At 41.2% G+C, this 26,539-nt stretch carries 15 protein-coding genes; 12 read left to right on the top strand and 3 right to left on the bottom strand.

Translation table 11 applies throughout. The annotated features are described in order from the left end of the window. Window positions 1-1,107: 1,107 nt before the first annotated feature. The 4 genes from BMX11_RS18570 to BMX11_RS18585 all read left to right on the top strand — a co-directional run bounded on the left by BMX11_RS18570 (window position 1,108) and on the right by BMX11_RS18585 (window position 7,963). Window positions 1,108-2,196 (top strand): FISUMP domain-containing protein, encoded by a 1,089-nt coding sequence (locus BMX11_RS18570; RefSeq protein ID WP_090887093.1) that lies wholly within the window; start codon window positions 1,108-1,110, stop codon window positions 2,194-2,196. Window positions 2,197-3,014: 818 nt separating this feature from the next. Beyond that, window positions 3,015-5,273, top strand: a complete 2,259-nt coding sequence (locus BMX11_RS18575) for a glycosyl hydrolase family 95 catalytic domain-containing protein (protein ID WP_090887096.1) — start codon at window positions 3,015-3,017, stop codon at window positions 5,271-5,273. Window positions 5,274-5,349: 76 nt separating this feature from the next. Next, window positions 5,350-6,690, top strand: a complete 1,341-nt coding sequence (locus tag BMX11_RS18580) for a glycoside hydrolase family 88/105 protein (protein ID WP_090887099.1) — start codon at window positions 5,350-5,352, stop codon at window positions 6,688-6,690. A gap of 22 nt (window positions 6,691-6,712) precedes the next feature. Further along, the gene (locus BMX11_RS18585; protein ID WP_090887102.1) at window positions 6,713-7,963 is read left to right on the top strand and encodes a DUF2264 domain-containing protein; all 1,251 of its coding nucleotides are present in this window, start codon (window positions 6,713-6,715) and stop codon (window positions 7,961-7,963) included. Window positions 7,964-8,006: 43 nt separating this feature from the next. Here BMX11_RS18585 and BMX11_RS24855 read toward each other — a convergent pair whose 3' ends face one another. Both BMX11_RS24855 and BMX11_RS18595 read right to left on the bottom strand, forming a co-directional pair. After that, window positions 8,007-8,111 carry an AraC family transcriptional regulator gene (locus BMX11_RS24855; RefSeq protein ID WP_090887105.1) on the bottom strand — a complete coding sequence of 35 codons (105 nt, stop codon included), beginning with the start codon at window positions 8,109-8,111 and terminating at the stop codon, window positions 8,007-8,009. Window positions 8,112-8,414: 303 nt separating this feature from the next. Beyond that, window positions 8,415-9,527 (bottom strand): acyltransferase family protein, encoded by a 1,113-nt coding sequence (locus BMX11_RS18595; RefSeq protein WP_090887108.1) that lies wholly within the window; start codon window positions 9,525-9,527, stop codon window positions 8,415-8,417. 365 nt (window positions 9,528-9,892) lie between these two features. On the opposite strand from BMX11_RS18595, the gene BMX11_RS18600 reads away from it, so the two are divergent. Beyond that, window positions 9,893-10,552: a GDSL-type esterase/lipase family protein gene (locus BMX11_RS18600; protein WP_090887111.1), complete on the top strand. Its 660-nt coding sequence runs from the start codon at window positions 9,893-9,895 to the stop codon at window positions 10,550-10,552. A gap of 122 nt (window positions 10,553-10,674) precedes the next feature. Here BMX11_RS18600 and BMX11_RS18605 read toward each other — a convergent pair whose 3' ends face one another. Continuing rightward, on the bottom strand, window positions 10,675-12,174 hold the full coding sequence (locus BMX11_RS18605; RefSeq protein ID WP_090887113.1) for a carboxylesterase/lipase family protein: 1,500 nt from the start codon (window positions 12,172-12,174) through the stop codon (window positions 10,675-10,677). Window positions 12,175-12,327: 153 nt separating this feature from the next. Between BMX11_RS18605 and BMX11_RS18610 the strand changes: the two genes are divergently transcribed. The 7 genes from BMX11_RS18610 to BMX11_RS18640 all read left to right on the top strand — a co-directional run bounded on the left by BMX11_RS18610 (window position 12,328) and on the right by BMX11_RS18640 (window position 26,524). Continuing rightward, window positions 12,328-15,231 carry a triple tyrosine motif-containing protein gene (locus BMX11_RS18610; protein WP_090887169.1) on the top strand — a complete coding sequence of 968 codons (2,904 nt, stop codon included), beginning with the start codon at window positions 12,328-12,330 and terminating at the stop codon, window positions 15,229-15,231. 258 nt (window positions 15,232-15,489) lie between these two features. Beyond that, entirely contained in the window at window positions 15,490-18,609 is a 3,120-nt protein-coding gene (locus BMX11_RS18615) for a SusC/RagA family TonB-linked outer membrane protein (protein ID WP_090887115.1), read from the top strand. Between the two features lie 10 nt (window positions 18,610-18,619). After that, entirely contained in the window at window positions 18,620-20,149 is a 1,530-nt protein-coding gene (locus BMX11_RS18620) for a RagB/SusD family nutrient uptake outer membrane protein (RefSeq protein ID WP_090887119.1), read from the top strand. A 96-nt stretch (window positions 20,150-20,245) separates the two neighbouring features. After that, entirely contained in the window at window positions 20,246-22,024 is a 1,779-nt protein-coding gene (locus BMX11_RS18625) for a cellulase family glycosylhydrolase (RefSeq protein WP_090887123.1), read from the top strand. A gap of 19 nt (window positions 22,025-22,043) precedes the next feature. Continuing rightward, window positions 22,044-23,240 (top strand): multiheme c-type cytochrome, encoded by a 1,197-nt coding sequence (locus tag BMX11_RS18630; protein ID WP_139180228.1) that lies wholly within the window; start codon window positions 22,044-22,046, stop codon window positions 23,238-23,240. A gap of 158 nt (window positions 23,241-23,398) precedes the next feature. After that, the gene (locus BMX11_RS18635) at window positions 23,399-25,720 is read left to right on the top strand and encodes a TonB-dependent receptor (protein WP_090887129.1); all 2,322 of its coding nucleotides are present in this window, start codon (window positions 23,399-23,401) and stop codon (window positions 25,718-25,720) included. Window positions 25,721-25,723: 3 nt separating this feature from the next. Beyond that, complete coding sequence (locus BMX11_RS18640; protein WP_090887131.1) at window positions 25,724-26,524, top strand: DUF4249 domain-containing protein; 801 nt, start codon at window positions 25,724-25,726, stop codon at window positions 26,522-26,524. The last annotated feature ends 15 nt before the right edge of the window (window positions 26,525-26,539 follow it).

The following is a 26,539-nucleotide window of genomic DNA, read 5'->3' on the forward strand; positions in this document are numbered from 1 at the left end:
TTGATATTTATTGTCTATTAAAGAATAGTACCTTCACTACTGATAAAATTGTTGGTAACCCGAGCCTGTCTTTTATTGGTATCTTATTTTCATTTTTGATCGGGTTTCTTTTTTCTCAATTTCAGATTATCCTATTCGGAAGATTGTTTAGGATTGAATTTAAAAAAATGTGTTCGATCCTAGGGTGTTTTGAAAATGACTCACAGTTAAAAAATATTTTAATAGATAAGATAAAAAGTGCTTTCGGGCTAACTAGTGTTGATGAAAAAGATTCTTTAATAGTGTTTCTATGCTTGAGCTATGTAAGGTCAAAATGTGATGAAAACAATCTTGCACTAGTTGATAGACATAATAATATGTCATCCTTTGCAATGGCGACGATGTTACCATTAACACTAGCTGTTCTTGATATATTGTTTAGATTTCAGATTGGGATAGTTTGGACGACCTTAATTTTACTATTTTTTGTGGTAATACTTTATTCATCTGTCATACGAATAGTTTTTAATTTTAGGAGTGACTATTACAAAAATATCTTTAGGCTTTTTTTGGTGTTGAGTATATAAAATAATAAGTTTAAAAATGTATTTAAAACTCAAAATTGCCCCTTAAAGAAAGAAACAGATTGCTGATTGGATATTGAGTGGTAGTGATATATAGTATCTATCTAATCATAGCACCAATTTAAGCTCGTCCTCCAAATACGTTTAAAGGAACTATGGCATAAACGCTCATATCGTACCCACACAATCAATTTATTCCATTACTCCTTTACTTAATTGGTTTGAAAGCTTGATACAGAAGTACTGAAACCACGGAAAGAACAAATTTCTCGTTTCTTAGGCGCTTTAATGTGTTGGGGGGTATGGGGGTGGGTGCAATATGCCTTTGCGTTCCTCTGCGTAAATCTTCGTGTCCTTCGTGGTTGAAAAGTTGTAAATAGTAGGTTTTAAGTTATAAGTCTGGGTGTGCTATTGGCTCTTTTCCCTCTGTGTAAAACTTCGTGCCCTTCGTGGTTAAAAAGTTGTAAGCTGTACTAAAATACTAAGTTCGTGGTATTGCTATGCGTTTGATCTATGAAGAGATTTGTAGAAAACAAACAACTTCATGAAAATTAATAAACTCCTGCTCATGGTGCCGGTAATGGCATTATGGGGATCGGTATCTGAGGTATGCGCTCAGGCCAAAAAAACTGCGGCAAAGCCAGCCGGGGTATCCAAAACAGTTAAAACCAAATATGGTGCTTTGGCCATAGATCGGGCCAATGGCTTTTATTATGGTTATTCATTTGATCAGGCTACGCTCGAAGAAGCAGAAAAGAGGGCAGTAGATGAGTGTGTCAAAAAAGGAGGATCGTGTAGCATTGTGTTATCCTATTCGGGTACAGGCTGTGCGGCCTACCGCACCATTAATGGCAATGTGGGCACTGCATTTGGCTGGGGATTGGCTAAAACCCAGGCAGCAGCAGATGCAATTGCCACTAAAGAATGCTTAAAGAGAAGTGGAGGTCTAAACCCTACAAATTTTGTTTACAGCTGTAACGCGGCGCAAACAGCTGTATTGAAGGAAATATACAATGCATCGCCAGAGATTTCAGCTCCCGTAACCATTGGTGCCCAGGTATGGACCACCACTAACTTAAATGTAAGTACCTTTAGAAATGGACAGGAGATTTTTTATGCTGCCACCCAAAAAGATTGGCAAAAGGCAAGCGAAGAAGCTATTCCTGCTTACTGTTACCTCAACTTCGATAGTAAAAACGACAAGAAATACGGCAAGCTGTATAACTATTTCGCTGTAGCAGATAGAAGAGGATTAGCACCAGCCGGATGGCATGTGCCCAGTAGAGCCGAATATTTAAAAGTGATTGCTACCCTGGGGGGAGAGAAGGTCGCTGGGTTGAAAATGAGAGGTACTACAGGCTGGGATGTAAAAGATCCTTACAAGTTTGCGATAGGCAATGGCGATAATTCTTCAGGATTAAATATGTTAACCAGTGGAAGTGCCGGTGGCGATGAATATGGCGGCGGTAAATCTTTCTTATACGGGGTATGGTTACATCAATGGTGGACCAGCACTCCAGCGAATGACAATCCCCGGTTTGCATTTCACTTTGATTTTAACAAGTACAGCGAACCTCGTGTAACCGACTACAGCAAAACTACTGGCTGTGCGGTACGATTAGTGAAGGATTAAAAATACAAACGCATCAAGGTACTATCTGCTGTATGGCTATGGTGTAGCAGATAGTATTTTATTAATCAAACGGTTGGTATTCCCTGGCAACCGGAATAATTTCTTCTCTTTGAAGACCTTCTTAATAAGTCGAAAACTAAATAGATTACCCTTCGACAACTTGTCTAGATTTTACATCGGGAGGCTCAAGGATGACAATCTATTTTAGTTTTCTCCTTAAGTTAACAGCATTGGTCGCGTCTCGCTACGACATTATAACTCTTTTTTCCCTCAGCTTGCGCCTTTCCCACTGATCATGACAGGGTAAGGTTTAAACTATTTACAACCACCCCCGCCACGCACAGGCTTTCGCGCCCCCTCCTTGAAAAGTAGGTGAGCTGGGGATTACGAAAATCTCCCGCAGATTACTCAGATTAACGCAGATTTTTGGGGAGTTATATTCTTCCGTGTATTCTGTGTTTCCGTGGCTAAATGTAATTGAGAATCTGACTTGTATTTTCTTCTATGGCTTTTAGGGTTCGATCTTTTTTTACCATTTCAGGCATGTAAGTTTCATTGTAATAACCACCCCCGCCACGCACAGGCTTCCACACCCCCTCCTTGAAAAGTAGGGGAGCTGAGTTAAGAAATCTCCCGCAGATTACTTAGATTAATGCTGATTAATTATAATTTAAGAGTACTGCACCGATGAGCACTCCTTCCCCTTGAAATAATTTAAACAAACGTTTGTGCAATCTTTGCTTTTTTACACCAGCCAAATTATTCCTAGTTTAGAGGAAGATCATTAATCAGGATTATTGGCTAACCACAAACACACCATGAAAAATAAAATAATTCTCTTTGGATTGTTATTCAGCATTGCAACATCAAGCTATGCACAGCTGCTCAAACCCTATAATCTCAGCTTTACTAAATTAGCCAATAAATGGGATGAAGCCATGCCTTTAGGTAATGGGATGTTAGGAGCATTAGTTTGGGAAAAGAATCAAAAGCTACGCGTGTCGTTAGATCGGGCCGATTTATGGGATGAACGCAAAGCCTTAGATATTGCTAAACTCACATTTAAATGGGTAGAAGAACAGGTAATTAACAAGAATTATGCTGCGGTACAAAAAATAGGCGATGCACCTTACGATACGAGTCCATACCCAACCAAGTTACCCGCTGCGGCCTTAGAATTTGATCTATCTAAATTAGGAAAAGTACGCAGCAATGTGCTGGATATTGAAACGGCCTTGAACACCATTAAGTTTGAAAGCGGAGCCGTTTTTAACTGCTACATTCATGCCGTTGCGCCACGTGGTTATTTTAGGTTTGAGCACCTGAAAGATCTTTCCATATTACCCGAATTAATTGTCCATAACTATGCGAATAATCTGGTAGAAAAGGGAGATAACAGTCATGCAGGAGTAGGACTGCAAAAATTAGGTTATGCCAAAGGTACAGTTACCCAAACGGCCAATACCATCCGTTACCATCAACCTACTGCCGAAGGACATTACTATGAAGTTTTAGTACAGTGGCAGAAAATGGCGAAGGATCACATTATTGGCTCATGGACCATCAGTAATGATCAACCGGCAAGTCCTGTTACTATTTCAGCGTCTGCCAAAGAACCTACAGGCTGGCCGGCACATACTGGCTGGTGGAAGGATTTCTGGAGTAAATCCAACCTCAATGTTCCCGATTCATTGATCCAGAAACAATATTACTTAGAAATGTATAAACTGGGCTCGGTAGCGAGAAAGGGAGCACCGGCCATTACACTTCAGGCGGTGTGGACCGCCGATAACGGCAGCCTGCCCCCCTGGAAAGGCGATTTTCATAACGATTTAAATACACAATTGAGCTACTGGCCAACTTACACCGCCAACAGGCTAGATGAAGCGGCTACTTTTACCGATTGGCTGTGGAAAATAAGAGCACGAAATTTGGTCTATACCAAACAGTACTTTGGCGTTGCTGGCTTAAATGTTCCCGGGGTAGTTACCTTGAACGGAGATCCCATGGGCGGATGGATTCAATATTCGCTTTCGCCAACCGTAGGTGCCTGGGCTGCCCAGCATTTTTACTGGCAATGGAAATACAGTATGGATGATGCCTTTTTAAAAAACAGGGCTTATCCCTATATACATGAGGTAGCTACCTACTTAGAAAACATTACCCGATTAAAAGATGGTATTCGTAAACTCCCTTTAAGTTCCAGCCCCGAGTATAACGATAACAGTATAAATGCCTGGTTTTTCAACTGGACTAATTTCGACCTGTCCCTCAGCAGATTTTTGTTTAAAGCGGCAGCAGAAGTTAGCCTGGCTAATGGTAAACCAACAGAACATAAACATTGGTTGGCCATATTGGCCCAATTGCCAGATTACGAAGTGAACCAAACCGGTTTTACCATTGCACCAGGAGTAGACTTAACCAGTTCTCATCGCCATATGTCGCAATACATGGCTATTTATCCTTTAGACTTATTAGATGTTAACCAACCAAAAGATAAGGTCATTATAGAAAACTCGCTTCAACAATTAGAAAAAATGGGTACACGGGCCTGGTGTGGCTATTCTTTCAGTTGGATGGCTTCATTATATGCGCGTGCTTACCAGGCCGACAGTGCAGTAAAACAATTGCAAATTTTTGCATCAAACTTCTGCTCGCCCAATAGTTTTCACCTCAATGGCGATCAAAAAGGAGGGCAATACTCTGGCTTTACCTACCGGCCCTTTACCCTGGAGGGGAACTTTGCTTTTGCGCAAGGCGTTCAGGAATTGCTGTTGCAAAGCAGAAACGGTTATATCCAGGTTTTCCCTGCTGTGCCTGCCGCATGGAAAGATGTTTCTTTTAATCATCTCCGTACCGAAGGGGCCTTTTTAGTAAGCGCAACAAAGGAAAATGGCCTGCCCACACAGGTTAAGGTAGTGGCAGAAAAGGGAGGTTGGCTACGCATTAAGCTGCCTTTTAAAACACTTGTAGCAAGGGGCGTACCGGCAGAGCACGTTAGCACGAATGATGAAGGAATTACTGTAGTTAAATTGAGGCAGAAACAAGAGGTTACTTTTGAAAACGGATACGAGTAATTGATGATGTTGAGCGTAAAAACTATACCACTCAGCACCTGGCGGGAAACCAACAATAACAACCAAAACCAAATATATGCGTAAACTTTTATTACTTATTTCATTAAGCTATGCAATTGCCGTTCAGGGGCAAATAGCATTACCCGACAGCATTTACCTCCACATGAAAAGGGTAGCAGACTGGCAGTGGAAAACATTAGGTACGGAGGGCTGGAAAAACCCAAAAAAAGACTGGACATCCGGAGCCATGTACACGGGGATGATGGCTTTTAGTGGTCTGGCTGCAACAGATGCTTATTATCAGAAACTGATTCAGGTAGGGGAAGATAACCAGTGGAAAATAGGTCATTACCGTCACTTTGCAGATGATTACTGCGTGGGGCAGTTATACTCACAATTGTATACCATCTATCAAAATCCTAAATATATAGCAGATTTTAAAAGCATGGCCGATTCATTGGTGGTTTTACCACACACCGAATCCTTAGAATGGAAAAAGTCTATCCACATGCGCGAATGGGCCTGGTGCGATGCCTTATTTATGGGCCCTCCGGCCTTAGCCTATTTAAGTCAGGCTACAGGTGATGCCAAATACCTGGATAAGGCCAGTGCTTTATGGTGGAAATCTACTGCCTATTTATATGATCAGGATGAGCAGTTGTTTTATCGCGATAGCCGTTACTTTAAAAAACAGAAAAAGAATGGTGCCAAAGTATTTTGGGGCCGTGGAAATGGCTGGGTAATAGCTGGCCTGGTGAGGGTGTTATCTACCATGTCGACAGCACACCCGGATTATAAACGCTTTATTAAACTATACAAAGAAATGTCGGGCAGGTTAGCCGCACTGCAACAGCCCGACGGTACCTGGCATGCCAGTTTACTTGACCCGGACAGCTATCCGAGTAAAGAAACCAGTGGTACAGGATTTATTGCTTATGCCATGGCCTGGGGGGTAAACAATAACCTATTGCCTTACAAAAAGTATAAAACAGTACTCAATAAAGCCTGGGCTGCATTGAGTTCTTCGGTGCACGCTGATGGGAAATTGGTCTATGTACAGGCCCAAGGTGCCGCCCCAGATGTGGTTGGGTATGATGATACCGATGTGTATGGTGTAGGCGCATTTTTGCTGGCGGGTACCGAGCTGTTTAAACTGAAACTTCAGCAGGAAAATAATGGATGGATTAGCACGGTGGTTAATACAAATGCTACAAGTAAAAAACAAAAGGTAGAAATTCCATGGAGAAGCATAGCCAAAAAAGTGGCAGATCAGGATCCACAAAAGGTGCAGGTAAAAGATGCTGCTACCGGAGAAATTATCCCCCTAAACGTTGATTATGATGGCACCAAACCCAAAGCGATAAATTTTGAAGTACAGCTTAGTGCCGGTGCAACTCGTTTTTTCAATATTCAATAGCATTTTAAATTCTAGTCCTTAAATGAAAATATTAAAAATTAGCCTGCTAATTGCTACAATTAGCCTGGCGAACCTGAATCTAATCCAGGCGCAAAAAACTAAAGGCAAGGTTCAAAACACGGGCTTGCAAGAACGCGCTTACTGGGCCAAACTACTTTATAAGATGGCCTCGCCGGTTATTTTAAACTTATCCAATAGCACCTTAAAGAAAAATATGCCTGTTGAAGTTCCACCCGGAATGAAAACAGACTTTTTTAAAAAGGTAACTTATTTGGAAGCAGTGGGGAGAACTATGGCTGGTGTTGCACCCTGGCTGGCCCTTTCGGATGATAATACCGACGAAGGTAAAATGCGACTGGAGTTGCGTACAGCCTTATTAAAAGGCATTGTTAACGCTGTAGACCCAGCCAACCCCGATTACCTGAACTTTAGAACAGAAAGCCAGCCGATTGTTGATGCGGCCTACATGGCCCAGGCTTTTTTGCGTGCACCAAAGGCTTTATGGGAACCATTAGACGCCGTAACCAAAAGCAGGGTAATTGAAGAGTTTAAAACGTTAAGAACCCGTACAGGTGCTTATAATAATTGGTTGCTATTTGCCGGAATAAATGAGTGTTTTTTGCTGAGCGTGGGTGAAAAGCCTGATCCGGCAAGGATAGAATTTGCCCGGAAGAAAATGATTGAATGGTACAAGGGCGATGGCTGGTATAGCGATGGGCCAAGTTTTAGCATGGATTATTACAATTCATATGTGATCCATCCCATGTTGGTCGATTTCTTAAAAGTCCTTTCAGATAAGAAGAGAGTGCCTGTTGAAGAGTACAATACTGCTTTACAAAGGATGGTTCGGTATTCAGAATTTTCTGAGCGGATCATCAGTCCAGAGGGTACTTACCCAGCCATGGGGCGCTCGGCAACCTACCGTACGGCGGCTTTCCAGGCATTGGCACAAGTGGCTTTAATGGAGAAATTACCTGAACACGTGAGTGCGGCACAGGTGCGTTGTGGTATATCGGCGGTGATGCACCGGATGTTCGATACCTGCAATAATTTCGATAGCAACGGTTGGTTAGTATTGGGCTTTTGTGGTTCGCAACCTATGATTGCCGATAGTTATACTTCTACAGGAAGTTTATATATGGCTACCTTGGGATTCCTACCATTGGGATTGCCAGCTCATCACCCTTTCTGGACAGACCCTGCTGCCGATTGGACCGCTAAGAAAGCCTGGAGTGGGGCGGCCTTTAAGAAGGATTATCATGTAGAGTATTAGGTGCCCGGTAAAAGATGATGAAAAAGGGATTGGTGTAAAAGCACTACAGCTTACGCCAATCCCTTGGTGACATTCCAAATTTTTTCCTGAATTGGCGGGCAAAATATTTGGGATCAGCAAAACCAACCAAATAAGCAATCTCGCTTATATTATTATCATTGTTTTTTCAAAAGTTCTGCTGCTTTATTGCCTCGCGTTGATTAATAAAGTCATTAACAGATAAGCCTGACAAGGCATTTACTTCCTTATATAGAACGGGTCTGCTCAGTATACACGGCAGCCTTACGATGTTAATACGAAGTATTCAGGGATGCGTAGATGATTGCTTTCCGCATTTAATTCTTTAAAAAAACAATGCGGTATCCACATATATTAAGTTTCAAGATCGAAGCTTTAAACTAAAAAATAAATTATTGTCAGGAACCCAATCACAAAAGCGAATGGTTAAGAACTACGCCAACCGTTTCTGCAACCAGGCCCTGATCGGTTCATCATATAATTTCAAAGCCGCATAAGCAATACCCACAGCAGCTATAAAAGTGAGCAAGCCATATGGTAAGTAAGCGGAAAAACCAAGGCCTCGATTATCGCTCACCCAACCGGTATAGACGTAAATTAAGGGGTAGTGGGTAATATAAATGGGGTAAGAAATATCGCCCAGAAATTTACAGATTTTATTTCCCGCTTTGCTGTGGATTTGTCCGCTGGCACCAACATAAACAATGATAGGAAAGATGAAGATAATGGTTAAGGCATCACACAAGCCATTAAGCCAAAGTTTATCTGTGCCGCCAATTCTGGGAATGGCTAAGGTGATAATTAACGCTAAGCTGCTCCAGATAAAAGCATTTTTAATTTGAGTAGGTTTGGTTAATCTGGAAAGTAAAAGCCCTGCGAAGAAAGGAAACATCATTCGCGTTAAACCAATCTCAATCTGTTCGGCATTGAGCGACCAGCCGCCAATTACATCACCAGTTTTGCTGGTTACTGTATAGCATATTAACCATGTTCCGGAGGATAATACTAACAGCATTAGTGCCCAGTTTGGCAGTTTTCTAAAACCAAGGGCATACAGGATATTGGCTATATATTCATAAAAAAGTGACCAGCCTGGTCCGTTTAAGGGGTGTATTTCCTGCCAGCCCCTAATATCCATCGAAATAGGTAAGGGGATAAGAGTAAAACCAATTAGCATAACCATAATTACTTTCCACATGGGAACCGTGTGGATTAACGGAAATATAGCTGAGTCTGAAGCATAGAAACCTAAAGCACCAATAATCATCCCCAATACCACTAGCGGCTGCAAACGGATTAAGCGCCGTTTAAAGAACCCACCAATGCTGAGCTTTGTCCAACGATCGTCGTATGCATAACCAATTACAAAGCCAGAAAGTAGAAAGAAGAAATCTACGGCAAGGTAGCCATGGTTAATCATTAAATCTAAATGACTGGTAGAATGAGCCTCTAAAATGTGAAAGATAACGACAATGAGTGCCGCCACGCCACGTAATCCATCTAAGATCGCATAGTGAGGTTTCGTTAATATAGTATTGGTGTGCATAACCTCAAATATACAAGATGCAGTAATAAATTAGCAATGATGGGCTGTAAGATATGGGTTACACCTTCTTTCAGAATATAATGGAACGTTTGTTTCTCCCGCCGATTTCACAGATTTGTGCTGAGGTAAGGAAAAAGCAGGTCTGAATATCCATTTTTATCTGCAGGAAAATAAAAAGCTACGAATGGCCAACTGATTTTGGATAAGGCAAACTTTATTCTCAAGCTCAATATGATGTGTTTTAAAATTGGAGATATTATTATCTTGTGCCCTGTTTACTTTTCTATTGGCAATGAAAACCCTTACCAAGCGTTTAAATAGGTAAGTTGAAGGAAAAGTAAACGATTAAAGAATTCCAATCCCTTATGAAAAAGTTTCTTATTGCGGCATGTTTATGCGCATTCACAACCATTAGCTTCGCTCAAACCAAGCCCAATTTTTGGGAAGATGTACAAACCATTAAAAAGTACGATCAGATGTTTAAGGCACCTGCCAATCCGGTACTTTTTGTTGGGAGTTCATCCATTAGGAAATGGGATACCCTAACGCAAGATTTTGCGAAATATAATGCCTTAAATAGAGGAATAGGTGGCGCGGTTACCAATGACATTACCTTTTATTTAAATGATGTGGTTTTCTCTTACCATCCACGGCAGATTGTAATTTACGTAGGGGAAAACGATCTTCCTGATGAGAAGACTACGCCTGATAGTGTGCTTAACAGGACCGTAAAATTGTATAAAGCCATTAGAGAGAAGTTACCTAAAATTCCAATTGCTTACATTTCTATTAAGCCCAGCCCCAGCAGAGATAAGTTTAGGGAAAAAGCGATTGCGGCTAACTTGTTGATTCAAAAATTCTTGTCAGGAGAAAAAAATACCACTTTCATTAATATTTATCCATTGATGCTTACGCCTGATGGAAAATTAAGACCAGAGCTTTTTGTTGGCGATATGTTGCATATGAATGCAGCAGGATATGATATCTGGAAAAAAGCAGTGGAGCCACATTTGTTGGCTAAGTAGCAATTTCGATCCATGGTCCGTGGCACACGGACCATTTCAAGGTGTTAAAATGGTTATAAGTTGCGTGTTATGGATTATCAGTATGCCATGGTCCGTGGCTCACGGACCATTTCAATGTTCCCTTACCTCAACACCAAACATGCTGCCGGGTGCTTAGGATCATTAAACACAGCCCTTGGCGTTTCTAAAGTTGTATTTCGATCGAAAACCTTAATTGACTTTTGTTGTGGTAAATAGTTTGGCCAGTTAGAAATTGGCCTGTCACGAATAAAATCTACCCAATAATCATGCATTAACGAGGCCAGATCATAGTTCATGTTCGCATTTTTAGCATATGGATCTAACCACACATACGGTAGTTCGGCAGCGTGCGAAGCGCCTTTACCATCCTTGCTATAATCGAAACGATACATCCAGATATGGTTATTTACTGTGGCTAAAGTATCCGCTAAACGATAAGAATGCATCGTGTACATGTACTGGGTAAGCACTGTTTTGGCGGCAGAATCGGTGCCTAACTGTTTTTGATTAGCTTTAAAATTTTTCCATACCCATCGTCCGTTTGTGCCGAACCAATCTTTTAATGCTTTGCGGGATGGATTTTGCAGGCGTTTATCCATATCCATAAACATCCGGCTTTCCGCTTTATTGGTGCCGATTAAAAAACGCTTGCTTTGATCTGTATTTTGCTTTATGTAATCATAAATATTTTCGTTAATGACTTGTCCATCAGCAACAGGGCCGAAATAATTGGTGCCCTGAGCCCCCTTACAAATGGTGTTCTGAGCAGTAATCAACTGTTCAGCAGATAAAGTCAGTAATTCTTCTGGTCGTTTTAACTTCAGTTCTTTCAATAATCTTTTGCGGATGGATTTAGCCGTAGCCGAATCTCTAACACATTGTACCGCACCGCTCTCTAAAATTAATTGATGGTATAAGTCTTTTGCCTTGTTATTCAGTAACAATGTACTCACCAGTTTGGCACCAGCCGATTCACCAATAACCGTTACGCGGCTAGGGTCACCACCAAAGGCTGCTATATTATCTTTAATCCAGCTTAAAGAAAGCATTAAATCCTGCAGGCCATTATTCCCCGAACTGCGGTACTTGGGGTCAATATCACCCAGATAAAGGAAGCCAAATACACCCAATCTATAATTGATGGTAATGGTTACTACGCTATCCTTATCGGCAAAAGCATGTCCGTTTTGCCCTGAGCCCGAGCCTGCTGTCATTGATCCTCCATGTACCCAAACCAGTACAGGCAGTTTAGCCTCTGTATTTAGCTCAGGAGTGTAAATATTTAAACTTAAACAATCTTCATTCCCTTTAACCTGTTTGGTATTCCCATTGTATTGTGTAGCAACAGGGCCAAAGCTTGTGCAATTTAAAGTGTCTGTCCAGCCTTTTTTAGCAACAGGAGGTAAGAAACGTAATTCACCTGTGGGCGTTTCGGCATAGGGAACACCTTTAAAAATCCAGGCAGGTCCCTCTTTTATACCTTTTAAATATCCGCCCTGCGCTTTAACAATAGTATATTCTTGTGCGCTTAAAGAAAAAGACAAACCTAATAGGAGTATTAAAGATATTGCTCGAATATATTTTGAGATGGAGGGTTTCATTGGCCAGAGATTGAGGGGCGCAATTTAAATTATTTGTTCAATATTATCACGTAAGTTTTTCTGCAGATTAAACACATTGAATACTAGCGCAGCTGCGTGGTAGAAGGAATTAAAATTTATATATTTATTATTGCGCAAATCATTCCTAACCAAATGAAGAAACTTTTATCCCTAATCATCTTTTTATCAAGCTGCTATTCTTTATATGCACAGGATTTACTGGGAATTCCACAAATTGTAAATTATAATAACGAACAATATAACGGCGGGATTCAAAACTGGGATGTTAAACAAGACCGCAGCGGAATTTTATATTTCGGTAACAACGAAGGTTTGTTAACCTTTAACGGACAGTACTGGAATCTCTATCGCCTTCCCAACTATACCTCCGTACGATCGGTTGGTATTGATTCTAAAAATAGAATATATGTGGGTGCGCAAGATGAGGTAGGATATTTTTTCCCCAATGCACAAGGGATACTCAAATATACTTCCCTGCTCCACCTTATTCCCGAAGGAATGCGAAAGCTTGCCGATATATGGGACATTGCTATCTTAAATGATGAAGTTTATTTCAGGTCTAACAATGCCATTTTACACTATAAAGATGGGGCCATTAAGTACTACAAACCCAGTACTACCTGGCTCTATGTGGGGGTTGTGAATAATCAGGTTATATCGCAAGACAAGGATGCGGGACTATTGCTTCACGACAAAGAGCTTTGGAAACCCTTTTGCAATGCTCAGGAGATGAAAATATCATCTGTAACCGGAGTGCTCCCTTACCATGGAGATACTATTTTAGTGACCACGCTTAAGAAAGGCTTGTTTCTGGTGACTAATGGCGTAATTAAGCCTTTCCAAACGAGTTTAGACCGGGTATTTTTTAACGACCGTATTTTCTTTGCCAGCCAAATCAATAACGGACATTACGCTATTGGAACAACTTCTGGTGGTGTTTATATTATGGATAAAAATGGAAAGCTGATTCAGAAATATAATTACAGGGAAGGACTTCAAAACAATAATGTTAGAGGAATATTGCTAGATCGAGATAAGAACATGTGGTTAGCACTTGATGATGGAATTTCTTATGTGGCCATTAACAGTGCCATTAAAAGAATCTTCCCCGACCGCACCAAGCAAACCACCAGCTATGCCTTTAGAAAGTTTGGTCAGCAAATTTATATAGGTACCTCCAATGGCCTTTATACTTCAGGTTTGGAGCCTAATAAACGGGATTTAAGTTATTCTGCCACAAATTTTGCAGAGGTAAAAAATACCAGGGGCCAGGTTTGGGGGCTGGAGGAAATCAATAATCAATTATTGATGGCGCATGAAGATGGCACATCCACCATTGTGGGAAATGTAGCCAAACCACTATATGTGCTGCCGGGTACCTGGATGTTTCAACCACTTGAAAATGTTTATCCGGCCCAAAATATTTTAGCGGGCACTTACACGGGGCTTCAAAAGCTCAATTATGTTAATGGCCGGTTTATTAACTCGGGGAGAGTAGAAGGCATTATTGAAACGTTAAGGTTTATTGTGGTAGATAACAATGAAAACATCTGGGCATCCCATCCTTACCATGGCATTTATCGGATTGAACTTCAGCCCGATGGGAAACGCGTAAAGAGAACCACCCTATTTACCGACAAGGAAGGTTTGCCATCAAAATTATATAACTATGTATACCGCATTAAGAACCGCGTAGTGGTTGCTACGTCAACTGGCATTTTTGAGTACGATGCAGAGAAAAATAAATTTATTCGCTTTAAACTTTTGGGTAATGCTTTAAACGGTATTTCTATTCAATATTTAAAAGAAGATAATGAGGGAAATATCTGGTTTGTAAGCAATAAAAAAGTGGGCGTAATTGATTTTTCTAAGGCTGGTGGAGGCAAGCCATTTAGTATTTTCTATCTTCCTGAGCTGGATGGCAAGGTTGTAGGTGGTTTTGAATCTGTATATGCGCTGGATAATCAGAATATATTTATTGGCGCAAATAAGGGCGCTTACCACATCAATTACAATAAATACATTCAGAATATAACCAAGCCAAATGTGCTTTTGGGCACGGTAAAATTGCAGGATAGTATTGTTTTTGGCGGGTATTTCGTAGCAAAGGAGATAATTGCAACAAAACAAGATGAGAAACATATCCCTGAGTTCAGTTTTCAGTTTAACTCCACTCATTTCGAATTCTCTTCTACTTTATTTGAGCATGATAAAAATATCAGTTTCAGTTATCAATTGGTAGGCTTTGATGAGGATTGGTCTGCATGGGGCACTAAAAGTGAAAAAGACTATACTAACCTTCCGGCAGGGAAATACACTTTCAAAGTTAAATCCCGAATTGATGTTGGAAATGAATCTGATGTTGTAAGTTACGTTTTTGTAGTGCTACCGGCCTGGTACAATACCATTTGGATGCGTTTGGTTTATTTGGCCATTATCGTTTTGCTGGTTCGGTTAATTATCCGCTGGCAAAAGAAGAAATACAGGAAAGAACAGGAGCGGATGAGTTACCTGCATCAACTGGAACTGGATAGAAATGAGAAGGAGATTGTTCGTTTACAAAATGAAAAGCTGGAGGCTGATGTAAATTACAAGAACAAAGAGCTTTCTACCATGAATATGCACCTGGTGCAACGGGGTAAGGTATTGGCGAAAATAAAGGAGGTGATTTCTACGGTAATTAAAAACCATGATATTACTGAAAGTTCGCCAAGCTTCAGGCATTTAATCCGTTTAATTAAAGATGTAGAGAAGAAGGATCAGGAGTTAGACCACCTCAGCATGCATTTCAATCAGGTAAACAAAGATTTCTTTAACAAGCTTAAAGACCTTTATCCAGACCTGAGTCAGAACGACCTTAAGTTCTGTGCTTATTTATCAATGAACCTCTCTTCAAAAGAGATGGCACAGCTGATGAATATTACCATTAAAGCGGTAGAAGTTGGCCGGTATCGCTTAAGGAAGAAGCTTCAGTTAAGGCCAGATGTTAATCTTTATGAATTTTTGATCGGTATATCCCGGCAAAAACCCATGTAAATCACTGTTTTTGTTACAAAGTGATTTTAAACATTGGTTATTTATAATCTGCTGTTAATCAGTTTTTTGTGTTGTTTGTGTAGGGGCTATGTAGGGCCTTGTAAAATCATTGTAGGTTAAAATACGGGTATTGTATGGTTTGTGTAGTGGTGGCAGATGCTGTAAAAGGTTCCTGCCTCCTATAGATTTGATTTAATGTTTTGGTCGAACTACAGACCACGCACTAACTAACCAAGTATTAACCTAAAATTATTTTCTATGAGCAGAAGATTTACGTTCGTATTCTTCATTTACTGTATCATGGCATTTCCGCTGGCGCTATTGGCGCAGGATATCACCGTTACAGGAAAAGTTACCGATGAGAAAGATGGAACACCACTTCCGGGTGTTACCATTAAACAAGAAAATGCTGCACGGGCGGTATCAACCGATGCCAATGGCAGGTTTTCTATTCAAGTACCCAATGGCGCAAAACTTGTTTTTAGCCTGGTAGGGATGGCTCCAAAAACAGTCACAGTTACTTCGGCAAGCTTAAATGTGAGCTTATCAGCCGACACCAAAGACTTAAGCGAGGTTGTAGTAGTGGGGTATGGTACACAAAAGAAAAGTGTGGTTACCGGGTCTATCTCCAGCGTTAAAGCGAAAGACTTGGAAAGCATGCCCATCAACAGAGTAGAGCAAGCCCTTCAGGGCAGAACCTCTGGTTTAACTATCGCATCGGGCAATGGGCAGCCAGGTTCTTCCTCCACTGTACGGGTAAGGGGATATACCTCTTTTGCTTCTGGTGGCAACAATGATCCGCTTTGGGTAGTAGATGGGGTGATTGTGGATAATGGCGGAATAGGTTATTTAAACCAGGCAGATATCGAATCGATAGAAGTTTTAAAAGATGCAGCTTCGCAAGCCATTTATGGCGCAAGGGCAGCCAATGGTGTAATTATCATCACCACTAAAAAAGGTAAAGTAGGTAGCATAAATGTAAATTATAATGCCTTCTACGGTACATCAGCGCCAGCTAAAAGGTTAGATTTATTAAATGCCACGCAATATGCCACCATCAGGAATGAATCGGCAGCCAACTCTGGCCTACCTCAGCCTTATGCAAACCCAACAGCACTAGGTGAAGGTACCAACTGGCAGGATCAGGTTTTCAATGACGATGCCCGCCGCCAAACGCATGAGTTCAGTATCAGTGGAGGGAATGAGAAATTTACCATTTACAGTTCCTTCGGTTACATCGACCAGGATGGTATAGTAGCCAGCCCAATTTCGAAGTGGAATAGGGCAAACGTGAGGATTAATACCACCTACAAACCAGCTAAATGGGTTACTATTGGTGAAAATGTAGGCTACAGCCATTCTGTAAACAGCAGTTTAGGCAATACCAATAGTGAGTTTGGCGGACCTTTAAGTTCTGCCATTAACCTTGATCCGATTACCCCTGTAGTAGAAACGGACCCTGCTTTAATAGCGAAATCTCCTTATACCATTGCCAATACCTTAAGAAACCCTGATGGTTTTCCTTATGGTATTTCTCCGATTGTAGGCCAGGAAATGTCGAACCCAATGGCTTACATTCAAACCAGGTTGGGTAACTACAATTGGGATCATAATATTGTGGGGAACGTGTTTGCAGAAATAGAGCCCATTACCAATTTGAAATTTAGGTCTACTCTGGGTACTAAAGTGGCTTTTTACGGAGGAGATTCTTTTACTCCGCTTTTTTATCTTAACTCTTCTTCTAAAAATGATAAAAAGTCTTTCTATCGCGAGATCAATACGGTATTAAATTACAATTGGGAAAATACCTTAAGCTATGCAAAAAACTTTGGTAAACACCATGCCTTTATCATTTTGGGGCAAGGTTATTACATGGATAACAATACCAGAAGCATAAATACGACCTATCAGAATATCATTGCGAACAACTTCTATGAGGCGAATTTGAACTATGATCCGGGAACGGCTAACAAACTTGTTGGTGGAAGTGATGGAACGTTGCATGTGGTAAACTCATTATTTACCCGTGTCACTTATGATTATGATGAAAAATATCTTTTTACGGGGATCATGAGACGTGATGGGTCATCCCGTTTTGGTACCAATAACCGTTTCGGCTATTTCCCATCCTTCTCTTTAGGTTGGGTGCCATCAAAAGAGGGTTTCTGGAAAGAAAATAAAGTGGTTAACTTCTTAAAAATCCGTGGAGGTTATGGGGTGACGGGTAATGATGCTTTGGGCGATTTCAGGTATGTTTCTTTGGTAAGCAGTGGGCGCAACTATACTTTCGGCACCACCGATCAAAGCATTATTGGCTGGAGCCCTGCGGCCTTATCTAACCCCGATTTAAAATGGGAAGAAACCCGTCAAACCAATATCGGCTTTGATGCCACCTTCTTTACCGATTTTACGCTATCTGCAGAATACTACAAAAAGAAAACGGTGGGTGTATTGCAAACACCAGATATTCCATTGTATGTAGGTGCAGCGGGTGGCCCAACACAGAATGTTGGCGATATGGAAAATACCGGCTTTGAGTTTGAATTGGGGTATCGCAAGAAAATAGGGGAATTAAATCTGGGCATTAACGGAAATATCTCATTCCTTAAAAATAAGGTAACCAAATTATTGCCGGGTAAGGCATTTATTGAAGACAATGCGCAGAGTTTTCAAACCATGGGTAATTTCACCAGAACCGGTTTAGGCAGATCTTTCAACGAATATTATGGTTACGATATGTTGGGGATTTTCCAAACTCAGGCAGAAGTTGATAGTTACGTAGGCCCGGGAGGAACAAAACTTCAGCCTAATGCGAAACCTGGAGATATTAAATATGCAAACCTTAATGGAGATGATGCCATCAATTCATCAGACAGAACCTTTCTTGGCAGCCCTATACCCAAATATACTTATGGTGTAACCATTAACCTGGCCTATAAAAACTGGGATTTAGTGGCCTTTGGTAATGGTGTGGGTGGCAACCAGATTTTTCAAGGTTTGCGCCGTTTAGATGTTACTTATGCCAACTGGCAGACTAAAGTTTTAGACCGTTGGACACCTTCTAATCCTTCTACCACAATGCCGCGTATTGTAGAATCAGATCCTAACGGAAATTACATCAAGTTTTCTAAACTCTACCTGGAAAAAGGCGATTACTTCAGGTTAAAAACCTTGCAGGTGGGTTATACCTTTCCACAAATAATTTCGAAAAAAGTGGGCGCTCAAAAGGTACGGGTTTATTTGATGAGTGAAAATTTATGGACCATCACCGACTACACTGGCTATGATCCGGAAATAGGAGGAACGGTATTGGGCGTAGATAGGGGTGTTTATCCGCAAGCCCGTTCATTTATGGTTGGTTTAAATGTTGGATTTTAATACTTGAACAATGAAAAAGAACATTCTATATATTGTGGCTATTGCAGCTTCAACACAAATATTCACCTCTTGCAGAAAGCAGCTTGATGTGAACCCAAGGGAACGTATTCTGGAGACTGGTTACTATAAAACGCCGGCAGAAGCATTAACTTCCCTCATATCTGTTTATGATATTTTGGGCAACCAATCTTCGGGTTATCTCACCAAGGTGAATATCCTCTCGGCAGGTTGCGACGACCACTTTGCAGGTGGAGATTCCCCTTCAGATATTGGCGATTTACAAACGATTAATAACTACACATTAACTTCTACTTCGGGCGCGGCAAGCCATTTGTGGAGTAAGGGCTTTACGGGCGTATACCGGGCCAATGTGTTTCTGCAAAAGGTGGCCAATGCTGGTTTGGATGAGGCTACGAAAACCAGGTATATTGCCGAAGTAAAAGCTTTAAGGGCGATTTATTACTTTGATCTGGTTAAACTTTTTAAAAATGTTCCCTTGCTTACCGAAGTGGTAGAGCCAAGTGCCATGTATGATGTTCTGCAGGCTCCAGCCGATCAGGTTTATGCTTTAGTTATCAAAGACCTTACCGAGGCTATTCCGAATTTGCCACCAACTGTTCCTGCAAACACGCAGGGCGGAAGACTCACCCAGGGTGCCGCGCATGCCGTTTTAGGAAAGGTTTATATGTGGCAACAAAAATGGGCCGAGGCAGCCGCAGAATTTGCCTTGGTAAATGGACCCAGCCCAGGCGCAAGCCCATACGGCTATAAGCTACTAACCAATTATGCCGATCTGTGGAATGTAAAGAATAAATTCAACTCAGAGTCTATTCTGGAAATTGTATTCAATACCACTTCAGATATGGGGTGGGGCACTGTAGGCAGTCGTGAAGGTAATGTAATGGGCATTTTGGTTGGTCCCCGTAACTATGTGCCATTAATTGCTGCACAGGCACCCGATTATGTTTCGGGATGGAGCTTTATGCCTTTCACCAAAGATTTCTTTGATCAGATCCATTTTGATCCACGTAATAAAGCCACGGTAGCTAATCTGGATAGTTTGGAAAAGGCAGGCATTGTAACTTATAAGCATGCCAACGCCAATACCGGATATTTTATTGAAAAATATGCAGGCCGTACTTCAACTAAGGCTGCAATTGGTCAGTTAGAATTAAATTTCGGGCAGGATATGTACGAAATCCGTTTGGCAGACACTTATTTGCTGGAAGCAGAGTCGCTGCTTAAAAGTGGTGCTGCGGTTGGTGCAGGGACAAAAGCTTACACCATGTTTAATGCAGTGCGGGCTCGCGTGGGCTTAAACCCACTGCCCGTAACCATGGATAACCTCATGCGCGAGCGCCGTTTAGAACTTGCGGCAGAAGGGCACCGTTGGTTCGACTTGGTTCGTTGGGGCTTAGCACCAACTGTGCTGGCCGGAAAAGGCTTTAAAGCAGGGAAAAATGAGATTTTTCCTATTCCGGAAAGAGAACTGGCCAACTCTAAAATTGTGCAGAGTAAAGAATGGGGAGGTACTAAATAATCAGGCTCATTATTGCTTAGTTATAATTGTTAGCAGGGAGAGATCAAACGCTCTTCCTGTTTTTTATGATTTCTACTTATAAAAATCACTTTCATTATGTTTAATCATCGCCTCGATCAAAAAAAACAATCGGGTAAGGGCTTCGCTTTGCTCGTTCTACTCGTGTTATTTTTTCAAAATACTTTCTCACAAGGTTTTTTAAAAACATCCGGAACCAAAATAGTCAATGAGAAAGGTGAGAATGTGTTGTTAAGGGGCATAGGTTTAGGGGGCTGGATGCTCCAGGAGGGCTATATGCTCAAAATTAATAAAGAATCACAGCAATATAGAATCCGCGAACGGATGGAGGAACTGGTAGGCCCTAAACAAACAGAAGCATTTTATGATGCCTGGCTGGCTAATTATACCCGAAAGATTGATGTAGACTCGATGAAAAGATGGGGCTTTAACTCTATCCGGCTGCCTATGCACTATAACCTCTATACACTTGCCGTAGATAAAGAGCCTGTTGAGGGCCAAAATACCTGGTTAGAAAAGGGATTCGCGCTAACAGACAGTTTACTGGCCTGGTGCAAAGCCAACCAAATGTATCTTATTTTAGATTTGCACGCTGCTCCAGGAGGGCAGGGGAATGATGTTAACATTGCCGACCGCGATCCTTCCAAGCCTTATCTGTGGACCAGTGAAGCCAACCAGCAAAAAACAATTGCGCTTTGGAAAAAACTGGCCGAACGCTATAAAGATGAACCCTACATTGCCGCTTATGATATTTTAAATGAACCCAATTATGGTTTTCAAAATCCACAGGAAGACAAAAATGGCACTAAGGAGAAATTAAATGCCCCTTTAAGAAAACTCATGGTTGAAATTACGGAAGCCATTAGATCTGTTGACCAAAAACACATCATTATCATTGAAGGTAATGGTTGGGGGAATAATTATAATGGTATTTTTCCTGTGTGGGATAAGAATATGGTGCTCAGTTATCATAAGTACTGGAATTATAATGATCAGAGTGCTATTGCACACATCATTAAGGCCAGGGAAGAACAGCAGGTTCCCGTTTGGTTAGGCGAAACAGGAGAAAACTCGAATGTTTGGTTTACCGATGCTATCCGTTTGCTTGAGAAGAACAATATAGGCTGGGCCTGGTGGCCCCTGAAAAAAATTGGCAACAACAATCCGATGGAAATCAGGTCTAATCCAAATTATGACGCGCTGGTTAAGTACTTCAATACCGGAGGTACTAAACCCAAAGAAAGTAATGTGTACAATGGTTTAATGCAGTTGGCCAATGACACGAAACTAGAAAATACCATCATCCATAGAGATGTTATTGATGCGATGATCCGCCAACCCTTTAGTACTGAAACAAAACCCTTCAAAGTTCATTGGATACAGGATAAATCGGTTATTTATGCGGTAGATTATGATCTGGGTAGAAACGGTTGGGCATACTTTGATTTAGATACTGCCGACTACCATGTGTCTACCAATAAGCGTAGTGCGGGCAACCGAGGTCGCATTTACAGAAACGATGGCGTAGATATTCTTCGGGATTCAAGCCAGAAGGAAAAATTTTATGTCAGCCACATTGAAAAAGGAGAGTGGTTGCAATATATGGTTTCATCAAAAGCTAAGGCAAGTTACAGCTTAAGCATCAATGCTGCATCGGCGCTAACATCCTCCAAACTGTCGGTATTTGTAAATGGAGTAGCCATTGCCAGGCAAATCGCTGTGCCCGCTACAGGCAGTTTAAAAAACTTTAAGTCTTTCCAGGTTGGAAAGCTGACTTTAAAAGCAGGCCAAAATGTTATTCGTGTAGTAACAGATACAGGAGGTTATAATTTTAGCTATATTCAATTTATCAAGTAAACTAACCAGGTATCCCATTTTGAAAGGATTTCTTCGCTTATCGGTTATAGTGAGTGCAATTGCCATTTCGGTTATTTTGTTATCGCAATGCATGAACAATGCGGCAGATCAATTGCCAAAGGATATTCGTGGGGGAAATTATGCCGGAGCCGCAACTTGTATAAAATGCCATCAGGATATTGCCCGTCATTATGCGCACAACAGCCATGGCCTTACCTCCAGCCTTGTAACAGATCAAACACTTTTGAAGCAATTAGCTCCCGGTAAAGACGAGTTTGTTTTTAATGAAGATATGAAGGTGAAGGTAGAGAAAAAGGATGATGGTATCTATCAGGTTGGATATTATCATGGCAAAGCTGTGAAGCGCGAGAAAATGGAGATGGCCCTTGGCTCTGGAGAAAAAGCTTTCACTTACGCCTATTGGAAGGGGAAAAAACTATATGAACTTCCCCTTTCTTACTTCTCAGCCATAGGCAATTGGGCCAATAGTCCGGGCTTTCCGAATCATGAAATGTATTTTGATCGGGCCATTACCAGTCGTTGCCTGGCTTGCCATACTTCTTACGTTCAAACCAATGCTGCGCAGCGATCAGGCACGCAGGTAGATGAACAGATGGAACGTGGATCGATTATTTATGGCATAGACTGTGAGCGTTGCCATGGTCCAGCCAAGCAGCATGTGGTATTTCACCTGGAAAACCCTGATGAGAAAAAGGCACAATACATCACTTCCTTGAAGGCATTATCACGGAAACAAAAGATGGATGCCTGCGGTACTTGCCATTCGGGCAACGATTTGATGGTACAGAAAGCAACCTTTACTTTTCAGCCTGGAGACTTGCTCGAAGATTACTTCGAGCAGGATTTTGTGTCTTTTGGAGGCGCTAATCCCGATGTACATGGCAATCAGAGTGCCATGTTGAAAGGCAGTAACTGCTACAGGAAAAGCAAAGATCTCACTTGTCAGTCTTGCCACAATACCCACGAAAGTATCAAGGGGAATCTTACGGTATATTCCCAGCGTTGCCTAAACTGTCATCAAAATTCAAGGCATAGTCAGGCTACGTTGGCCAGGGGGCCAATAAGCTCCAACTGTATCGACTGCCATATGCCCAAAGAGGCCTCTAAACTCATTTCTTTTCAAATTGCAGGCAAAGATCAACCTAAGCCATATCTGCTGAGATCCCACAGGATAGGGATTTATGAGGGGAAATAACCCATGGTCAGAGTCACACGGACCATTTTAAGTATGCCATCGCACAGATCATTTCCTCCGTTGGGCACGGATCATTTTGATAGTGAAAAAGTTGTAAGTCCCACTTCCGACTTAATTCGTACATTTGGTTAGCTCATTCACCTTACACAGTAGCTGGTATGTCGATGAAATATTATTTATCTCTTTTACTTCTTTTTTTTAGTACAGCACTTTTAGCCCAGAAAAAATTTACTTTAAGCGGCACCATTCGAGATGGCGCAACAGGAGAAACCCTCATTGGTGCAACGGTCAAAATATCCGGACCTGCCACCGCAGGAACTTTAACCAATGGCTACGGCTATTTTGCCATCAGCCAGATAGAAGGCAGTTATACCGTTGTAATAAGCTATACTGGCTATACCGCAATCACTAAAACCATCACCTTAAATAAAGACATTAAACTCAATGAAGAGTTGAAGAGTACCATTGATCTTGCAGAAGTAGTGGTAAGCGCTACCAACAGGAAAAATGAGAATGTAAAAAGTGCCCAGATGGGCCTGGAGCGGGTAGATATGAAGTCGCTGAATAGCATTCCCGTGCTACTGGGTGAGAAAGATGTGTTAAAAACCATTCAACTCTTGCCTGGTGTAAAATCTGGTGGAGAAGGAAATACTGGTTTTTACGTACGTGGTGGCGCTGCCGATCAAAACCTGATCATTTTGGATGAGGCCGTTGTGTATAATTCATCGCACTTACTCGGTTTTTTCTCCACTTTCAATGCTGATGCGATTAAGGACGTTAGCCTATATAAAGGTGGAATGCCTGCACAATACGGCGGTCGGTTATCTTCGGTTCTGGATGTAAGAATGGATGATGGAAATAACAAGGAGTTCAAATTTCAGGGGGGGATCGGGTTAATTGCCTCGCGGTTAAAGGCTGAAGGACCTATTGTTAAAGACCGCGGTTCTTTTATGGTGAGTTTTCGCAGAACCTATATTGACCTCTTTTTAAGAGCCTCACCAGATTCTTCTATCAACGGAAGTACGCTGAACTTTTACGACATCAACGCAAAGGCAAACTATAAAATTAACGATAAGAATACCATCTACGTTTCGGGTTATTTTGGAAAGGATAATATTGGCGTTAAAGACTTGTTTGCCAACGACTGGGGGAATGTAACGGCTACCATCCGTTTGAATCACATTTTCAGTGACCGATTGTTCTCCAATACCTCTTTAATTTACAATAACTACAACTATACCGTTCGCTTATTAAATGATGTAACCAATTTTAAAGCCAGCTCGCTGGTTCGCGATTTTAACTTTAAGGAAGATTTTCAGTATTTCAGTAATAAACATACTTTGCGATTTGGGATTAATGCCACCCAGCATCGCATTTCTCCGATTGATATTAGTGTTTCGCAAGAATCGCAGGTTAATCCACTTACCCAGCAAAGGAGATACGGCATCGAATCGGCGGCTTATATTTCTGATGAATGGGCAGCAACTGAACACCTTAATTTTTTATATGGCCTACGCCTGGCAGCCTTCTCACTTATGGGGCCAGGAAACTTCAGTACTTACGATCCTGACGGAAATATTTTATCAACCGAAAGTGTAGCAGACGGGAAGTTTTATAAGAATTATTTCAATCTGGAGCCACGTTTTTCGGTAAGTTACCTATTTAATGAGGAGAATTCCATCAAGACATCTTATAATAGAAATACCCAAAATGTACACATTTTAACCAATGCAACTTCCAGCTCTCCAACAGATCAATACGTACTGAGCAGCAATAACATTAAGCCCGAAATTGCAGATCAGGTTTCTATGGGTTATTTCAGGAATTTTGATGAAAACAATTACGAATTTTCTGGAGAGGTTTATTACAAATGGCTTCAAAATCAAATCGACTATAAGAATGCAGCGCAATTACTGGCCAATTCTAACATAGAATCAGAACTCCTGTACGGAGTGGGCAGGGCATATGGTTTAGAGTTGTTTTTCAAAAAGAAATTCGGCAAGCTAAATGGCTGGGTGGGCTATACGTTATCGAGAACCGAACGCAAGTTTGCCGAACTAAATAACGGCAAGTATTTCCCTTCACGCCAAGACCGCACACACGATGTATCTGTAGTGGGTATTTACAATATTAGTCAACGGTGGACTTTCTCTTCCAGTTTTATCTACAGCACCGGAAATGCAGTAACTTTTCCTGCCGGTAAATATGTTGTTGGTGGACAAACAACTTATTATTACACCGAGCGGAATGCAGGCAGAATGCCCTATAACATGCGTTTGGATGTGAGTGCAACCTTAGAAGGGAAAAAGCATAAAAGGTATCAGTCCAGTTGGAATTTTGGTGTTTATAATCTTTTAGCCAGAAAAAATCCCTATTCGATTGAGTTTATTGATGATCCAAATGATCCAAGGAAAACTGCGGCACAACAAACTTCTTTATTCGGACTTATTCCATCAGTTACCTGGAATTTTAAATTTTAAATCATGAAAAGGCTTACATTATATTTGATTTTATTGGTTTTATCTCTTAGTGCCTGTAAGAAGATAATAGATATTGATACCAAAGATGCGGCTCCACAAATCGTGATTGAAGGGAAAATCACCGATAGCTTAATTGATCAGCAGATCAGGATATCTAAAACAGTGGGCTATAGTGAGCTGGGCATTTATCCTAAAGTGTCTGGTGCTACAGTAACGGTTAGCGATAATAAAGGCAATAACTACGTTTTTAAAGAAACCTCGCCTGGAATTTATACCAACAGGATGAAGGGCAACCCGGGAACTACCTATAATTTAAATATCACTGCCGAAGGGGCTGTTTACACTGCAAGTTCTACTATGCCTAAAAAAGTATTGATGGATTCTATTGGTGTGATTAACAATTATTTTTTCGGCAATGAGCGTAAAACTACAGCAGCCTACCTGGCCGATCCTAAAAATGAAGCCAATCAATACCGTTTCTATCTTTACCGCAATGGGATCATTTCAAAAAGTATTTATGTAAACAACGATCGCTTAACGGATGGCAATAACCTCAGGATTCAGCTGTTTTTCTTTACAGATGAAGAAAGAGATGAAGAGCTTAATAGCGGAGATCAGCTTTTGGTTGAGATGGAGTGTATAGATGCTCCGGTATTCGATTATTGGTTCGCCTTATCAGAGCAAACAGGCCGAGGACCAAATCAGGGAACTACACCGGCAAATCCCCCCTCTAATCTTTCTAATGGTGCTCTTGGGTATTTTAGTGCAAATACCTATCAGAAATTGAGTGCTACGGTTAAGTAACATTTGTTTATTTCA

Origin of the sequence: Pedobacter rhizosphaerae, assembly GCF_900111155.1 — a bacterium.
GTDB lineage: Bacteria > Bacteroidota > Bacteroidia > Sphingobacteriales > Sphingobacteriaceae > Pedobacter > Pedobacter rhizosphaerae.

Coding starts and splice junctions, on each gene's coding strand:
- BMX11_RS18570 (WP_090887093.1), top strand. CDS start 1,108: ATGAAAATTAATAAACTCCTGCTCATGGTGCCGGTAATGGCATTATGG.
- BMX11_RS18575 (WP_090887096.1), top strand. CDS start 3,015: ATGAAAAATAAAATAATTCTCTTTGGATTGTTATTCAGCATTGCAACA.
- BMX11_RS18580 (WP_090887099.1), top strand. CDS start 5,350: ATGCGTAAACTTTTATTACTTATTTCATTAAGCTATGCAATTGCCGTT.
- BMX11_RS18585 (WP_090887102.1), top strand. CDS start 6,713: ATGAAAATATTAAAAATTAGCCTGCTAATTGCTACAATTAGCCTGGCG.
- BMX11_RS18595 (WP_090887108.1), bottom strand. CDS start 9,527: ATGCACACCAATACTATATTAACGAAACCTCACTATGCGATCTTAGAT.
- BMX11_RS18600 (WP_090887111.1), top strand. CDS start 9,893: ATGAAAAAGTTTCTTATTGCGGCATGTTTATGCGCATTCACAACCATT.
- BMX11_RS18605 (WP_090887113.1), bottom strand. CDS start 12,174: ATGAAACCCTCCATCTCAAAATATATTCGAGCAATATCTTTAATACTC.
- BMX11_RS18610 (WP_090887169.1), top strand. CDS start 12,328: ATGAAGAAACTTTTATCCCTAATCATCTTTTTATCAAGCTGCTATTCT.
- BMX11_RS18615 (WP_090887115.1), top strand. CDS start 15,490: ATGAGCAGAAGATTTACGTTCGTATTCTTCATTTACTGTATCATGGCA.
- BMX11_RS18620 (WP_090887119.1), top strand. CDS start 18,620: ATGAAAAAGAACATTCTATATATTGTGGCTATTGCAGCTTCAACACAA.
- BMX11_RS18625 (WP_090887123.1), top strand. CDS start 20,246: ATGTTTAATCATCGCCTCGATCAAAAAAAACAATCGGGTAAGGGCTTC.
- BMX11_RS18635 (WP_090887129.1), top strand. CDS start 23,399: ATGTCGATGAAATATTATTTATCTCTTTTACTTCTTTTTTTTAGTACA.
- BMX11_RS18640 (WP_090887131.1), top strand. CDS start 25,724: ATGAAAAGGCTTACATTATATTTGATTTTATTGGTTTTATCTCTTAGT.